This window comes from Massilia sp. P1_C10 (genome assembly GCF_056406475.1).
In genome coordinates, this window is the sequence record NZ_JBFUAC010000009.1 from 112,546 (window position 1) to 128,046 (window position 15,501).

General features: G+C 64.1%; 17 protein-coding genes. 11 read left to right on the top strand and 6 right to left on the bottom strand.

The annotated features are described in order from the left end of the window. Positions 1-229: 229 nt before the first annotated feature. Together AC1D02_RS18620 and AC1D02_RS18625 are read right to left on the bottom strand one after the other, a co-directional pair. On the bottom strand, positions 230-373 hold the full coding sequence (locus tag AC1D02_RS18620) for a hypothetical protein (RefSeq protein ID WP_477319581.1): 144 nt from the start codon (positions 371-373) through the stop codon (positions 230-232). A 664-nt stretch (positions 374-1,037) separates the two neighbouring features. Next, positions 1,038-1,754 (bottom strand): PEP-CTERM sorting domain-containing protein, encoded by a 717-nt coding sequence (locus AC1D02_RS18625; protein WP_477319583.1) that lies wholly within the window; start codon positions 1,752-1,754, stop codon positions 1,038-1,040. 556 nt (positions 1,755-2,310) lie between these two features. Between AC1D02_RS18625 and AC1D02_RS18630 the strand changes: the two genes are divergently transcribed. Beyond that, positions 2,311-2,583 carry a hypothetical protein gene (locus AC1D02_RS18630; RefSeq protein WP_477319585.1) on the top strand — a complete coding sequence of 91 codons (273 nt, stop codon included), beginning with the start codon at positions 2,311-2,313 and terminating at the stop codon, positions 2,581-2,583. 60 nt (positions 2,584-2,643) lie between these two features. On the opposite strand, the gene AC1D02_RS18635 is transcribed toward AC1D02_RS18630, so the two are convergent. Continuing rightward, positions 2,644-3,261: a CHRD domain-containing protein gene (locus AC1D02_RS18635; RefSeq protein WP_477319587.1), complete on the bottom strand. Its 618-nt coding sequence runs from the start codon at positions 3,259-3,261 to the stop codon at positions 2,644-2,646. A 406-nt stretch (positions 3,262-3,667) separates the two neighbouring features. Further along, complete coding sequence (locus AC1D02_RS18640) at positions 3,668-5,023, bottom strand: M20/M25/M40 family metallo-hydrolase (protein ID WP_477319589.1); 1,356 nt, start codon at positions 5,021-5,023, stop codon at positions 3,668-3,670. A gap of 69 nt (positions 5,024-5,092) precedes the next feature. Between AC1D02_RS18640 and AC1D02_RS18645 the strand changes: the two genes are divergently transcribed. The 4 genes from AC1D02_RS18645 (at position 5,093) to AC1D02_RS18660 (ending at position 9,175) form a co-directional block, all read left to right on the top strand. Then, positions 5,093-6,886, top strand: coding sequence for a DUF4153 domain-containing protein (locus AC1D02_RS18645; RefSeq protein ID WP_477319591.1), 1,794 nt, complete (start codon positions 5,093-5,095; stop codon positions 6,884-6,886). Positions 6,887-7,019: 133 nt separating this feature from the next. Then, a complete protein-coding gene (locus tag AC1D02_RS18650) occupies positions 7,020-8,102 on the top strand; it encodes a DNA topoisomerase IB (RefSeq protein WP_477319593.1) in 1,083 nt (360 codons plus the stop codon). Between the two features lie 145 nt (positions 8,103-8,247). After that, positions 8,248-8,727: a VOC family protein gene (locus tag AC1D02_RS18655; protein ID WP_477319595.1), complete on the top strand. Its 480-nt coding sequence runs from the start codon at positions 8,248-8,250 to the stop codon at positions 8,725-8,727. Positions 8,728-8,812: 85 nt separating this feature from the next. Beyond that, positions 8,813-9,175 carry a hypothetical protein gene (locus AC1D02_RS18660; protein ID WP_477319597.1) on the top strand — a complete coding sequence of 121 codons (363 nt, stop codon included), beginning with the start codon at positions 8,813-8,815 and terminating at the stop codon, positions 9,173-9,175. 7 nt (positions 9,176-9,182) lie between these two features. On the opposite strand, the gene AC1D02_RS18665 is transcribed toward AC1D02_RS18660, so the two are convergent. Both AC1D02_RS18665 and AC1D02_RS18670 read right to left on the bottom strand, forming a co-directional pair. Beyond that, a complete protein-coding gene (locus tag AC1D02_RS18665; RefSeq protein ID WP_477319599.1) occupies positions 9,183-9,854 on the bottom strand; it encodes a thiol:disulfide interchange protein DsbA/DsbL in 672 nt (223 codons plus the stop codon). 86 nt (positions 9,855-9,940) lie between these two features. Beyond that, complete coding sequence (locus AC1D02_RS18670; RefSeq protein ID WP_477319601.1) at positions 9,941-11,119, bottom strand: GAF domain-containing sensor histidine kinase; 1,179 nt, start codon at positions 11,117-11,119, stop codon at positions 9,941-9,943. Positions 11,120-11,267: 148 nt separating this feature from the next. On the opposite strand from AC1D02_RS18670, the gene AC1D02_RS18675 reads away from it, so the two are divergent. The 6 genes from AC1D02_RS18675 to AC1D02_RS18700 are packed head-to-tail and all read left to right on the top strand — an operon-like array spanning position 11,268 to position 15,489. Beyond that, positions 11,268-12,314: an ABC transporter substrate-binding protein gene (locus AC1D02_RS18675; RefSeq protein WP_477319604.1), complete on the top strand. Its 1,047-nt coding sequence runs from the start codon at positions 11,268-11,270 to the stop codon at positions 12,312-12,314. Positions 12,315-12,316: 2 nt separating this feature from the next. Continuing rightward, positions 12,317-12,877, top strand: coding sequence for an SCO family protein (locus AC1D02_RS18680; protein WP_477319606.1), 561 nt, complete (start codon positions 12,317-12,319; stop codon positions 12,875-12,877). Then, positions 12,877-13,329, top strand: coding sequence for a cupredoxin domain-containing protein (locus AC1D02_RS18685; protein WP_477319608.1), 453 nt, complete (start codon positions 12,877-12,879; stop codon positions 13,327-13,329). The genes AC1D02_RS18680 and AC1D02_RS18685 overlap by 1 nt, the downstream gene beginning before the upstream one ends. Position 13,330: 1 nt before the next feature. Next, entirely contained in the window at positions 13,331-14,089 is a 759-nt protein-coding gene (locus AC1D02_RS18690; protein ID WP_477319610.1) for an ABC transporter permease, read from the top strand. Further along, complete coding sequence (locus AC1D02_RS18695) at positions 14,079-14,819, top strand: ABC transporter ATP-binding protein (protein WP_477319612.1); 741 nt, start codon at positions 14,079-14,081, stop codon at positions 14,817-14,819. The genes AC1D02_RS18690 and AC1D02_RS18695 overlap by 11 nt, the downstream gene beginning before the upstream one ends. Before the next feature lie 52 nt (positions 14,820-14,871). Continuing rightward, the gene (locus tag AC1D02_RS18700; RefSeq protein ID WP_477319614.1) at positions 14,872-15,489 is read left to right on the top strand and encodes an LON peptidase substrate-binding domain-containing protein; all 618 of its coding nucleotides are present in this window, start codon (positions 14,872-14,874) and stop codon (positions 15,487-15,489) included. Positions 15,490-15,501: the final 12 nt, after the last annotated feature.

Here is a 15,501-nt window from a genome sequence, read left to right on the forward strand (position 1 = left end):
GGAGGCCCACCAAATTCCCCCAACCGTAGTAATGTGCAGATCGCTCTGTCTGTTCTAGGGCGACCGTAACAATCTACTTGGCCGGCGATCGGTGAGATCGCTGTGACTGTTGTTGCGAAAACACACTATGAGACGGCTTCGAACTTACGTAGCACTCCATCCCGACTCTTCACCCTTTTCGAATCCTGCAAATGTGTTGAGATAACCGTTGCGGCCCCTCCACGCGAGATCAGTCGTAATCGTTGAAGAATTCGGACGAACCCATTTGTTCCTTTTCCTCATCGCTGTACGGGTCGGTTTCGTCGAAATCGTCCGGTTCTTCGTCATCATCCAGCTCTTCCACATCATTCTCATCATTACCATTCGCTGCCATTTTTTCTCTCCTGTAAGTTGCGGCTAGTTGACCAACAAACCGTCTCGCTCTATTTCCGAAACATCGCTTATGTGAGAACCCCATGCCGAATTTGCAAGGAGGGAGTGTCTTGAAAACGGCCAGCTGCATGGCTGAGCCTAGCCTTGGCCGAAAGGAGCAATAGGGTTAGGAATGAGGGACTATGGGGTCAAAGGAACTTTGGGAATTATTGGGTCAAGTCTGCCGGCCTCGCGCCGTAAGCCCATGGCAAATTTTTCACATCAAGTCAGAGTCTGATCCGCCATTGTGATACGACCTCATCCGGGGAGAGCCATTTTTGATGGAAGGGTTGCGCGAGCAACAACGCGGACACACCAGGCCGAGTTAAGGTAACGGCGCGGGAGCCGGGGTCCGGAGCCGGGGTCAGAGCCGACATTGAGACACGAGCTCATCGGAGTTCAGCTAAGGGGAGCCGGATTAGAGCCGACCTTGCACATGGTCTCAGCAATGAGTGATCCCGGCCCAGCTCTTCCTACGAGCCGGGCGAGTTGGACCTCTGGTGGTCGAGGTGAGCGCGCACAAGGCGACGCTGAAAGCCAAAATAGGAAAAGAGCGGGCCGTTCGACGAACTCGCAACCGATGCTTCATCGCTCGTCGAAGGCTCGCTCTTGGCGCGTCAAAGGTCCTACACTTTCGTGCGGCGGCGCAACGCCAGCCCGGCCAACCCCAGTCCCAACAACGCGAGCGAGCCCGGCTCCGGCACCGCTGCGCCATTGATGTCCGCGATCGCGTTAATGCTGAAGAGCGTCAGGTTGCGGTCAGCGAACGGGGGAAAGGTATCGACAACAAAGCCAAGACGTAGCACGTCAGCGCCACCGAATGCCGCTAACGCCGCGGCATAGTTGGTGAATGGGCTGCCGCCGAGAGCGCCCGACAAATCATAACGCCCCGCGTCATTGTTTCCGATCACGTTGAATCCGCTGTAGCCGTTCAGTACTGCATCGGAATCGGTATAGCTGGGCGAATTGCCCAGATAAATCGAAAATGATCCGTCGGCAACCGTGTCATGGTTGGTGTCCAGCTGCACCCGCAGCCTTGGCGCACCGCCGCCCGAACCGCCCGAATTGCTCTGGAACATTGCGTTCAAATTCGTCAGCTGACCGAAGGTGAATGCCTGGTCAGGATGGAATAGCACGTAGCCGCTGGTCGACGATGTGGCTGTGATCGTGTACGGCGGCGTGGAGCCCGCCGGCGCGGCGGTATTGGTCGGATCGCTGTTCGTATCGTAAGTGCCGGTGATCACAGTGGGCGCCGCGTTAGCGGATGCTGCAAACATCACCAGTGCGGTGGCGAGAATCGAACCGGCGAGTCTGCCGGATTTAATAAGGTTGAGGTTGAACATGACGCTCCCTTTTTATAATGGACATGAGTTGACTTCAGGAACCGAACTTAATTTCCACGAGACAATGCTCACCAACGATCGTGGCATTGGCTAAAAGCATAATTCATGCCTTTTTCGTCAGGAAAGGAATTTTTTCTTTTGAAAACAATGCGTTGCGGATAGATTGCTGCTCGTCACACTGTCCATTGCTGCATTTGTGCAAAGGTAAATGTAAGATTTCTCGACACTCGCGGTCCTACGAGGCGCTGCAGGAAACATGGCGCTAGTACGCGTTCTAGTGATGGGGAATGGTAAATAGAGAACGGCAAATTTCGTCCCGCCCAGGATTTCTTCGCCGGCTTCGATGAAGAAAATTCGCTGTGAGAGTTCGAGTGGTCTTTCTCGCCTCGGCGGAGGAAGATCTCAAGGATCTTAAGGCGTATATGGTCAAAAAATTCAGCGCAAAGGCTTGGCTGAGCAGTTACGGCCGCATCAAAGTTTCTTCCCCTGTCGCGATTGCATCATCTAACCCGCGTGACTATTCTGATCTTGATATCGCACCGAACGGGAGAAGATCGTGAACACTAAATTTGCTGCTCTGGCAGCGACGTTTCTGCTGATAACTGGCTGCGCTAACGGCCTGATTAGTCCTTCGCAGTTGCCGAGTGACAGTGCGCCCGTGGCGGGGGCGACCACCAGCGGCTCGTCGGTCGCCGGGGTTCAGACCGCGTCGGCCGGCCCGGCAGGCAGGACGCGCGCCGAAGTGTACGCAGAGGCCGTGGAGGCGGTGAAGCATTACAAATCGACGCAGTCTGAAGAGCGGGACTATTTCAATCCGTATGCCCACTGATGCCGCCAACGCAGCGTTGCGCGGTGGCGACTGGGTGACATGCCAGTTTCCGGCGTGTAGTCAAAGCTCACCCAAAATGGGGGCAGTCCGCGGCCGGCGCCGCGCGGCGAACAACGCGGCACTGCCGAGCGCCAGCAGCGCGAAGCCGCCCGGTTCCGGCACCGCCCTGGCAACCAGAAAGCCGCGGATTTCGCCGCCTCCAAACGTGCTGGTGTGAATATTGAGGTAACTCCCGCCTTGCGCTATCCCGCTCAACAGCGCCGCTTCGGCCGACGCCGTTGTCCCGCCATTGGCCGTGATATAGGCGGGGTTGTACGAGCTCGCCAGCAATAAGTTAAGAGTGTTGTCGTAGGTTCCGGCCGTGACGCCTGTCGGAAATCCGGCAAACGTTGGCGTCGTCGTTGCCACGCCCACGGTGCCTGCGAGCGGTACTGCCGTGCAGCAATGGATATGCGCGGCAGTCGTCGGTCCGGTCAATCCGCTAAAGTCAACTTGCAAGCGCATCGTATTGGCGATGTCATCGATCGTGATCGTCGCCATTCCGGTCGCAGGCGACGCGTTCGGCGGGAATTCGTTGGCGCCGTTCAGCGTAGCGATGTAACTGATGATCGCCGCATCTGCTGCGCCAGCCGTTGCTAGCAAGACGCTCGCAAGGATGGGAGAAAGAAAATTTTTCATGATGTTTCCTCCTTTTTTATCGCGAGCCTGGCGCCCCCGACTCAGAATTAGCAAGCATACGGCATGCCACCCGCCGCTTGCCGGGCATGCGCCCGTGCCGGTCACGTAGTGCGCGCAGAGATGTAAGAAAAGTCGACAGCGCCTGCAGGTCAGCAGGAGCTGCCCCCTTCCGCCGGGCAGCTACTCGCGCAGCGGCAGGCCATTACGCACATAGAACGTGGCGACCGCGTCGATTTTTCCGTTGTCATCGGGGGCGGCCGCATTGCGCATTCGAAGTAGGCCATCGTTGCGGCGTGCAGCAGCGCCGGCAGCGAGTCGGAGTCAGGTCCGGCGGAGCGACCGGGGACGCCGAGTCCCCGTGGTTGTCGCCGGCGCGAAACAGAGCCGCGAACTCACCAATTCCAATTTACCGTCCCGGAATCGGATACGTAGCCGGGCTGACGTTGCCGTCCTTGTCCACCGCCTGCACGCCGAAGAACACGTTGTCCTTCGACAGCGGCATGTTCACCGACGTGACCTTGCCGACGAACTGGCTGCCCTGCCACTGCGCCGCGGTGGTGTCGCGCCACACCACGCGGTAGCCGGCCAGGTCCGGCTCGGTGTTCGCCGTCCAGGCCAGGTCGGTGTGGTTATCCAGCTTGGCGGTGATGATCTTGACGCCCTGCGGCGAGGCCGGCGCCAGCGCCAGCGAGGCCAGCGACGCCGCATTCACGCGCGCCACCTGCGCGATGTATGCCGGATCGACGAACTCCGGCAGGTCGCCGATCTGCAGCGCGCCTTCCTTGCGCACGTTCTGGTGCTGGTGGTTGTAGTTCTCGGCCGGCTCGGTGAAGCGCAGCGCCGCGAAGCCGCGGTCGAGGAAGGGCGCATGGTCGCCGCCGCGCAGGTAGCGGTCGCGCCGGTTCACGATCGTTACCTTGAAGTCGGGGACGTAGCGCTCGCCGACTTCCTTGACGTGGCGCGCCAGCTGGCGCGGCAGCGAGTCGTTTTCGCCGCCGGTCTGGATCAGCGTGCGCAGGTGGTCCGGCATCTCCTTGACCGCCGGGATGCCCTCGGCGAACAGGCGCACCTGGCGGTTGTCGCGCTCGCCCTTTTCGTTGTACGAGCTGCCGATGATGTCGTTGGTGAACATGCCGGCGATGTTGAGCTTTTTCTGCTTTGCCTTCTCGGCGAAATCGGTCGCGCCGTACAGGCCCTGTTCTTCGGCCGCCACGGCCATGAACACCAGAGTCGCGTCGAACTTGTAGCGCGCCATCACGCACGCCATTTCCATTACCGCCGCCGTGCCCGACGCGTCGTCGTTGGCGCCCGGCGCATCGTTGACGGCGTCCGCGTCGTCGGTGTTGCGCGAGTCGTAGTGGCCGCTGACGACGTACATGCGCTCGCGCGACTCGGCCTGCATCCCCGGCAGCGTGGCGACCACGTTGACGATCTCGGTCGGGCGCGACAGGCGCCGGTCGACCGGGTGCAGGTGGCCATCGAACGCGACCTGCAGCTTGCCGGCGCCGCAGCGTTCCAGCTCCGCCTTGATCCAGCGCCGCGCCGCGCCGATGCCGCGCGTTTCGGAGACCGTGTCGGACATCGTGTGGCGCGTGCCGAAGCCGACCAGCTTGTCGATGTAGGCCTGAATGCGCTGCGGCGAGATCTCGCGCACCATCGCGTCAATCTGCGCCTGGCGGGCCGCGGTGTTCGGCTCGGCGGCCGATGCCAGGCCGGCGGCGGCTGTCAATACGGCGATCAGGGCCTTCTGTGAAACGTTCATTGAGCTTCCTTGAAATTAGTTTTCGGCAAGTGTACCCTGCCGTAAGCCTGTTTTCCATATGGAGCATTCATGCAGACGTCTTCCCCTGAAGCGCTGGTTCGTCCCGAGGTCGGCGCGCGCCGGCTGATGATTGGCCTGCTGCAGGGGGCGCTGCTGTACTGGCTGTACCGCGCGTCGCAGGACCAGGTGTGGCCGGCGACGGTGCCGATGCTGTTCATCCCGCTGGTGCTGGTGTCGGTGATGGTGCCGGTGCTGCTGATTTCGAGCCTGGGCCACATGGCCGGCCGGGGCGTGGCGCAATGGGTCGGCGTCGCGACGGTCATCATCGCGGCGCTCGGCGTCTACGATGCCTGGCGCGCGGTGCCGATTGCGGGGCGGGCACCGCCGCCGCTGGCGCCGTCGCATCTGCTGGGCATGTTCCTGGTGGCCGGCTTCTTCATCGCGCACGCGCTGGTGATGACGGGTTCCAACGAACGGCGCCGCATCGCATCCTATTCAGGCTACTTCGAAACGGCGTGGAAGCTGGGCGTGCAGCTGGCGTTCAGCGCGTTTTTTGTCGGCGTGATCTGGGCGGTGCTGAACATGGGCGCCGAGCTGTTCTCCCTGGTGAAGCTGACCTTCCTGCGCGAGCTGCTGCGCGAATCCTGGTTCAATATTCCGGTCATCGCATTCGCCTTCAGCTGCGCCATGCACATCACCGACGTGCGTCCGGCGATCGTGCGCGGCATCCGCACGCTGCTGCTGGTGCTGCTGTCGTGGATCCTGCCGGTGGCGGTGCTGATCGTCGGCGGCTTCCTGGGCAGCCTGCTGTTCACCGGCCTGGCGCCGTTGTGGGCGACGCGCCACGCCAGCGCGGTGCTGCTCGGCGCCGCGGCGCTGCTGGTGGTGCTGGTCAACGCTGCCTGGCAGAACGGCGCTGCGCTCGCGACTACGGCGCTGCCGATCCGCCTCAGCGCGCGCATCGCGGCGCTACTGCTGGCGCCGATCGTGCTGATCGCAATCTGGGCGCTGACCCTGCGCGTCGCCGATTATGGCTGGACCAACGACCGCATCATCGCCGCCGCGTGCGAACTGGTGGCGGCGTGCTATGCCGCCGGCTATGCGCAGGCCGCGCTGCGCAAAGGCTGGCTCGAGCGCATCGGCACGGTGAACATCATCACGGCGTTCGTGGTGCTGGCCGTTTTGCTGGCGCTGTTCTCGCCGATCGCCGATCCGGCGCGGGTGTCGATCAACAACCAGCTCGCGCGGCTGTCCGGCGGCAAAGTCACGGCGGACAAATTCGATTTCGCCTACCTGCGTTTCGAGGGCGCGCGCTACGGCAAGGACGCGCTGGAAAGGCTCAGGCAAAGCGGCGACGTCGCGGTGCGCGGCGGAGTGGATCGGGCCCTGGCTATGCAGGGTCAGGCGCCGCGCTTTCCGCTGGCGGCCCCCGTCACGCAGGCCGACATCGCGGCCAACATCACGGTGTGGCCGAAAGGCGCCTCCTTGCCGCCATCGTTCCTGACGACCGACTGGCGCGAGTGGAACGGGCTGATCACTTCCCCGGCGTGCCTGGTGCGGTCTGGCGCCAAGTGCGACGCTTTTCTGGTCGATGTGACCGACGACGGCAAGCCCGAGGTGCTGGTGGTGGGAGCGGAGGGCGGGGGCGGCGCGGGGATATTCGGCGAGACGGCCGCCGGCCGCTGGACGATGCTGGACCGGCTGCCATTCAGGCTGGCCGGTTGCGCATCGTACCGACAGCGTCTGATCGAGGGGCGCGTGCGCGCGGTGGCGCCTGTGCGCAAGGTGCTCGAAATCGACGGCAAACGGATTGCCAGCGTCGCGGTGGACGAGGGCGGCCCGCAGCTCGCCTGCCCGAACTGACGCCGCGGCCCAAGGGCTGGGTCAGGTCCGACGGACCTGACCCCGGAGTGGCCGACGCCGCTGGCCGAAGCTGCGCGCCCCGAAATTGCCGATTCGAATAGTATCGGGCTGAAATAAACTCTCAGCCCGACCCATGAAAAACGACCAACCATCGGCAGTCTCGCCGGTGCCCAACAGCGAGCCGACCGCCGCGGCCAAATCGGCCGGCCTGCGCTACGTCACCGACAGCATGCGCGGCATCGCGCGCGAGCCGAAGGGCGACGGCTTCCGCTACATCGACAAGGACGGCAAGGAGGTCGACGACGAGGCGACGCTCGCGCGCATCAAGTCGCTGGTGATTCCGCCGGCGTGGACCGACGTGTGGATCTGCCCTAGCGCCAACGGCCACCTGCAGGCCACCGGGCGCGACGCGCGCAAGCGCAAGCAGTACCGCTATCATCCGAAGTGGCGCAGCGTGCGCGACGAAGTGAAGTACGAGCGCATGCTCAACTTCGGCAAGGCGCTGCCGCAGATCCGCGCCGCGGTCGACGAGGCGCTCAAGCTGCCTGGCCTGCCGCGCGAGAAGGTGCTGGCGACCATCGTGCATCTGCTCGAGGTGACCATGATGCGGATCGGGAACGAGGAGTACGCGCGCACCAACAAGTCGTTCGGGCTGACCACGCTGCGCTCGCGCCACGTCAAGGTCGACGGCAAGGAGGTCGAATTCCGCTTCCGCGGCAAGAGCGGCGTCTTCCACACCATCAAGCTGGAAGACCGGCGCCTGGCGAAGATCATCGCGCGCACCCGCGACCTGCCGGGGCAGGAGCTGTTCCAGTACGTCGACGACGACGGCGAGCAGCATACGGTCGATTCGGCCGACGTCAACGAGTACCTGCGCGCGATCACCGGCGAGGACTACACGGCCAAGGACTTCCGCACCTGGTCGGGCACCGTGCTGGCCGCGCTGGCGCTGCAGGAGTTCGAGAAGTTCGATTCGGAGGCGCAGGCCAAGAAGAACATCGTGCAGGCGATCGAGTCGGTGGCGCAAAAGCTGGGCAACACGCCGACCATCTGCCGCAAGTGCTACGTGCATCCGGCCATCCTCGACGCCTACCTGGACGGCACCATCATGGAGGCGCTGCGCGACCGCGCCACGCAGCAGCTGGTCGACGATTTGCACACGCTGTCGCCCGAAGAAGCGGCGGTGCTGGCGCTGCTGCAAAAGCGCCTGCAGTAGCGGGTTTGGGGTCTGGTCCTGCGGACCTGCCCCCGTCTTTTTCGCTGCCGCGTGCCCCCCTCACAACGCCCGAAAAACACGCCCAAAACATGACGCGATTGCGCTATCCTGATCGTCCGTCCACTTATCGACCAGGAGAATAACCATGGCAACAAACGTCAAGCCTATCCCTGAAGGAATGCACACGATCACCCCGCACCTGACCTGCGCCGGCGCGGCGGAGGCCATCGAGTTCTACAAGAAAGCGTTCAACGCCGTCGAAGGCGGGCGCATGCCCGGCCCCGACGGCAAGCTGATGCACGCTCAGATGAAGATTGGCGATTCGCACATCATGCTGGTCGACGAATTTCCCGAGTGGGGCGGCAAAGGGCCGAAGCTACTGGGCGGCACCCCGGTGGCGATCCACATGTACGTGGACGACGCCGACGCCATCTTCAAGCAGGCGGTCGACGCCGGCGCCACCGTCAAGATGCCGATGGCCGACATGTTCTGGGGCGACCGCTACGGCGTCGTGATCGATCCGTTCGGCCACATGTGGTCGATCGCCACGCACATCAAGGACATGACGCCGGAAGAGATGGCGAAGGCCGGCAAGGAAGCGATGAGCGGACGGAACTGCGACTAAACGGCAGGAAAGGCGCGGGCGCGTTCGGGCCCGCGTCTTGATGTATCCGGTTGACTCTCTCCCTTTTACGGACAATGATGGAGAGATGAATACCGACCGCAATGGGCTTGCAAAAGAGTACGACTTGGCGAATGTCCGGTCGGATATTGCCGCAGTCAATTCAGTGCTCGCTGTGCATTCGTCGCAGTTTGAGGATCTAAAAGCTGGCCTTAAAGCTGTAAACTCCAAATTCGACGTGTTGCAAGACGAGGTCACGGTGTTGAAAATCGACGTCGCGGTTATCCGCTCAAATTACGTCACTAACGCGGATCTCGCGAATCTCGAAGCGCGCATGGCGAGTCTTGAAGTATCGCTGCTGAAATGGTTTATCGCCACGTGGCTCGCGATGGCGGGATCGATGCTCACCGCTGTCGGCACCACATTCGTCATCGTCAAGTTCGTCCACTAGGCGCGCCTTATTTGCCGGCGTTCTCGGCCTGCGCTTTCGCCACCAGCGCATCCAGCACCGCGATCGTCGCCGTGTTGGCCGCCTCCACCGAATGATCGACCGACCGGCTGCCGGCCAGCGTCGGCGAGGTCATGTAGCGGCCGTTGACCACCAGCGCCGGCGCGCTTTCCACGCGATACTCTTCGATCGTGCGCGGCAGGCGCTTCATCGCCGTCATGATCCCGAACGAATTCCACACGTTCATGAACTCGTTCTTGTCGACGCCGTTCTTGCCCACCCAGTCGATGATCGCTTCGTCCTTCATCAGGCGAATGCGCTCGACGTGCACCGCGTGCTCGATCTTCGGGAACATCGTCTCACCCTTGCCCATCGCTTCGAGCGTCAGGAACAGGTGCGCTTCGGGATCGGCGGCGCCGGTGTACGGGATGTGCACGCGCCGGAACGAAATCGCATTGCCCTGCTTCTTCACCCATGCCGCCAGTTCCGGCTCGAGCTGATTGCAGTAGGGGCAGTGGTACATGAAGAACTCGATGACTTCGACCTTGCCGGCCGGCGCCTTGACCTCCAGCTTTTGCGGCAGCGTGGCATATTCGGCGCCGTTGCGCGGGTCGCTGGGCGAAGCGAAGGCAAGGGTGGAGACGAGGCCGATCGCGGCCAGGGCAAGGCGCAGCACGAGCATGAAGATTTCCTTTGGGATAAAAACGATCCCGTGAGGGTATTCAAAATTTGCGCGCTTGCCAAGGGAATCGTTGCTGCGACGGACTATCAGGCTGCGGCCGGCATCCGGAACGTGAACGTGGTGGCGGCCGGCGTGGAGACGACCTCGATCCCACCATGATGCGAACGCGCGATTTCGGCGACGATATACAGTCCCAGTCCGAGGCCGCCGGCGACGGTGGCGTTGGCGCCGCGCCAGAACGGCTGGAACAGCGCGGCCATCGTCTCCGCGGCGATCGGCGTGCCGCGATTCGACACGGTCAGGTGCAAATCGCCATCCTGCTTGCGCGCTTCCACCCGCACCGGCTGGTCCGCCGCGCCGTAGAGCAGGGCGTTGACCAGCAGGTTGGACAGCAGCTGCGCGACGCGCCGCGGATCGCAATACACCGTGCCGTCGATCGCGATGTCGCACTCGATCGTGCGGCCAGGATGGATGTCGCGCAGTTCGTCGACCACATGGCGCAGGTGCGGCTGCAGGTCCGGTGTCACCATCGCCTGCAGCGGAATGCCGCCCCCCATGCGTCCGCGCGTGAAATCGACGACGTCGTCGACCAGGCTGGAAATGCGCTTGCCGCTGCGCTCGATGCGGTCGATCACGCGCAGCGCATTCTCGTTCAGGCCGAGATGGCGCAGCAGCGTGACGCCGGTGAGGATGGAGGTCAGCGGGGTGCGCACGTCGTGGCCCAGCACGGCGATGAACTGCTCGCGCAGCTCGGACGTTTCGCGCACGCGCGTCAGCGCCGTCTCGCTTTGCAGCAGGCGCTGTTCGTCGGCGAGCTGGCGCGAGATCAGCTCGGCGAACAGCACCAGCGAATCGACCACCTTGGGCGCCGACACCGCTTTCGGCTCGGGATCGAGGGCGCACAGCGTACCGAAAAATTCGCCCCCGGGACGGTAGACCGGCACCGAGATGTAGCTCTCGAACCCATATATCTTCGGCGTATGGTGGGTCTTGTAGACCGGGTCTTCGCTGGCCTTGTCCATCAGGATCAGCTTGTTGCCGGCGCGCACCTCGTTGCACAAGGTCGTGGCCAGGTCCAGGGTGTCGCCCGGCTTCAGGCCGAGACCGAGCTGGTCATGCACGGCGCAGGTGGTCCAGGTTTCCTCGTCGACGCGCGCGATGCACGCAAAGCGCATGCCGGTGGTCTCGGCCACCACGCGCAACATGGTCGGCACCGCGCTGATCGATTGCACGGCATGAACGTCGGCGGCGGTCATGGATGTCATGCCGACCATTTTACAGCGGATTAATTCGCCCCGGATTATGCAATATTTTGCATAATTGGCCGGGTGTAGATTTACTACACGCAATACGCGCTGATGTACAATGAGCGCCACCGTATTGAACCTGCCGCGACCGACGTTTCCGCCCTCCATGTCCCCTGAAAATCCCGTCACCGAGCCCGCCCCGCGCCGGCGCCAGGTCCTGCGCGCCGCGCTCGCCGGCGCGCTGCCGCTGCCGCTGGCGCTGCCGGGACTGGCGCGCGCGGCGCCGGAGCCGCTGGTGGTCGGCGGCCTGCCGGTCACGTGCAACCTGACCTTGCCCGTCGCCTGTACCGCCAAAGCCGTCGCGCTGAAGCAGGGCGGCGGCCAGCCGGTCGGCTTCGAATACGCCAAGTACAGCGGCTGGGCCGAGATCAAGGAATCGCTGATGACGGGCCGGATCCAGGCGGCCTATATGCTGGCGCCGCTGGTCATGGGCCTGGCCGACCACCGGATCCCGCTGAAGATCGTCTCGCTCGGCCACCGCTCGGGCGCCGTGATCATGGTGCGCACCGATTCGGCCTACCGCAAGTTCGGCGACCTGCGCGGCAAGCTGATCGCGATCCCGAGCCGCTTCGCGGTCGACTACCTTTTCCTGCGCAAGATGCTGGCCGCCGCCGGCATGGGCGCGGCCGACATCGAGATCATCGAGATGCCGCCGCCCGACATGCCGGCCGCGCTGTACACCCGGACCATCGACGCCTACTGCACCGGCGAGCCGTTCGGCGCCGCCGCGCAGCGCGCCGGCTACGCGCGCCCGCTGGCGATGACGCGCGACGAATGGCGCAACTACATCTGCTGCGTGCTGACGGTGCGCGAAGACCTGATCCGCGACCAGCGCCCCCTGGTGCAGGACCTGGTCAACCACGTGCAGTCGGCCGGCAGCTGGCTCGATGGCGGCCCGGTCAACCGCGAGAAGGCGGTGCAGATCGCCGCCGGCCGCAACTTCTTCAACCAGTCGCCGAAGATCATTCGCTTCGTGATGGACAACCCGTCCGACCGCGTCACCTACGGCGACCTGCGCATGCTGCGCACCGAGTTCGACGACCTGATGAAGCTGTCGCTCGAAGCGCGCACCCTGAAGCGCCCGGTCGCCTACGAGCGCTACGTCGACGAGAGCTTCGTCAAGAACTTCAAACCCGTGCCGATCGCGCTGTGACCATGAAACGACTCGCCGCCATCCTGTTGTTTGCATGCGCCGCCGCCGGCGCCACGCCGATCGCCGGCATGAAATCCGGCCTGTTCGAGCCGCCGCGCGTGGCGCCGGCGCTGGGCCTGAACGTCGACCTGGCCGCCTACCGCGGCAAGGTGGTGGTGCTCGAATTCGGCTTCACCCGTTGCGCCGAAGTGTGCCCGGTGTCGCTGGCGTCGCTGGCGCAGGCGCGCAAGCTGCTAGGCGCCGACGCGGACAAGCTGCAGGTGGTGTTCGTCAGCGTCGATCCGGCGCGCGACACCGCCGCGGTCCTTCGCCCCTACCTGGCGCAGTTCGATCCGTCCTTCGCCGGCGCCACCGGCACCCAGAAGCAGGTCGACGCCGCGCTCAAGGCCTACGGTATTTCGGCGACCAAGAAAACGGCCGGGGGCGGCAAGACCGACTACACGATGCACCATTCGTCCTACCTGTATTTCGTCGACCGGCGCGGCATGCTGCGCGCGCTGATGCCGTTCGGCCGCCCCGCGGCCGAAATCGCCAACGACGTGCAACTCCTGCTGCGCAACTGATGGAGAGCTTGCGCCGCCATCCGGTCGCCTGGCCGCTGTGGACCGCCATCGCGCTGGCGCTGGTGTGGGCCGCGCTCGCGCCGTTCTCGCATGCGACGCGCGACCAGCTGTTCGAGATCCCGAAAGGCACCCATGCGCGCCGCATGGCCGGCGAACAGGTCGACATCCTGCCGAAGGTGGTGACGCTGACGCTGGGCGTGCAGGACGTGCTACTGCTGCGCAACAGCGACACCGTGCCGCAGCTGTTCGGCCCCGTGCTGATCATGCCGGGCCAGGACTTCCGGCTGCCGTTCGAGCAGGCGTCCGATTACCAGTTCGCCTGCACCGCGCACGCCAGCGGGCAGATGACGGTGTCGGTGGTGCCGACGCCCGACCCGGGCCTGGAGCGCCTGCGCTGGCGCTTCGCCGCGCTGGTTCACGCGATTCGTTATTTGGAAAAGACAGTAGGCTAATGTGGAAAAACTGAAGCAGATAATCGCGCCTGTGGCGCTGATATGCGCGGTGCTGGCGCTGTGGACCGTCATCGTGGTGCAGTCGGCCAGCGTGATTTTCCCGACCCCGATGCAGGTCCTGAGCGGCACGATGGAGCTGGTCGAAGACGGCAGCCTGTGGAAGCACATCGGCAATTCGCTGTTCCGGGTCGGCACCGGCTTCCTGGTCGCGGTGCTGGTGGCGCTGCCGATGGGCCTGTGGATGGGCCGCGTCGACGGCGTGTTCCGCACCTTCAATCCTATCTTCCAGATCCTGCGCCCGATCTCGCCGATCGCGTGGATCCCGCTGTCGATCCTGTGGTTCGGCGTCGGCAACGTGTCGCCGATTTTCCTGATCTTTATCGCCGCCGTGTTCCCGCTGATCGTGCAGACCGCCGCCGGCGTGCACACCATCGAGAAGCGCTACCTCGACGCCGCCGAAAACTTCGGCGTCTCGCGCGCCACGCTGTTCCGCCGCGTGGTGATCCCGGCGGTGCTGCCGGAAGTGGTGACCGGCATGCGCATCACGCTCGGCGTCGCGTGGCTGGTGGTGGTTGCGGCCGAGATGATCGCGCCGCGCTCCGGTCTCGGCTACCTGATCATCGATTCGCGCAACGCCGGCAACCGCTACGACCTGGTCATCGCCGGCATGATCATCATCGGCCTGATCGGCCTCCTGCTCGATGGCGCCATGCGCCTGCTCGAGGGACTCGACTCGGTAAGGTGGCGTTATGGCCGATAAGATCGCCGTCGTTGGCGTCAAGAAGAATTTCGTCTCCGGCAAGCAGGTGCTGTCGGTGGTGGGCGGCGTGTCGCTGCGGGTGGCCGACGGCGAATTCGTCGCCATCGTCGGGCCGTCCGGCTGCGGCAAGTCGACCCTGATGAAGATCCTGTCCGGCTTCGTGCCGGCCGACGAGGGCCAGGTGCTGGTCGACGGCGCGCCGCTGCGGCGCCCCAGCCCGAAGGGCATCGTCATCTCGCAGCACGGCTCGGTGTTCCCGTGGCTGACGGTGCAGGAAAACCTGATGTTCGGCCTGAACGGCGACGACCATGGCGACAAGGCGGCGCTGGCCGACCACTACGCCGCGATGGTGGGGCTGAAGGGCTTCGAGAGCAGCTATCCGCGCGAGCTGTCGGGCGGGATGCTCAAGCGCGTCGAGATCGCGCGCGCGCTGGTGGTCAAGCCCGAGATCCTCTACATGGACGAGCCGTTTTCGGCGCTCGACGCGCTGATGAACCTGCGCATGCGCACCGAGCTGCTGCGCATCCTGCAGGAGGAGCGCCACACGGTGCTGTTGATTACCCACGACGTCGAGGAAGCGCTGTACCTGGCCGACCGCATCATCGTGCTGTCGCCGCGGCCGACCACGATCCAGGCGACGTTCATGGTGCCGCAGCCGCATCCGCGCAAGCTGTCGAGCCCCGAGCTGCAGACGCTGAAGGACGCGATCCTGGCGGAACTGGGGCTGTAGCGCGTCCGCCTCGCGTGCGCCGAGCCGGCTCGCGATTTGTCATCATGTATCCATGACGCATATCTCGATCCCCTTGTTTCCGCTGAGTACAGTGTTGTACCCGGAGGGCGTGCTGCCCCTGCAGATCTTCGAAGTCCGCTACCTCGACATGATCCACAAATGCATCGCCGACGGCACGCCGTTCGGCGTCGTCATGCTGCTGAAAGGACGCGAAGTGCGCACGCCGGAGACGCTGGAAAAATTCTCCGACGCCGGCACGCTGGCGACGGTCTCGACCAGCCATGCGCCGTCGCCGGGGCTGATCCAGGTGGTGTGCCGCGGCGGGGCGCGCTTCAAGGTGCTGTCGTCGCAGCGGCGCGCGAACGGACTGTGGGTGGGCGAGGTGGAATTGCTGCCGGCCGACCTGCCGGTGAGGATACCGTCGGAGCTGCGCGGCGCCGCCGATGCGCTCGAGCGGGTGCTCGAATCGCTCAACGACGTGCCCGAGGAACGCTGGCCGGTGAAGCTGCCGTTCCGGCTCGACGACTGCGGCTGGGTGTCGAACCGCTGGTGCGAACTGCTGCCGCTGCCCCCGTCGCAGAAGCACGGCATGCTCATGCTGGACAATCCGCTGATCCGGCTGGAACTGATGCACGACCTGCTCGACGAACACGGGCTGATTACGTCGTGAACGTCGCAGCAT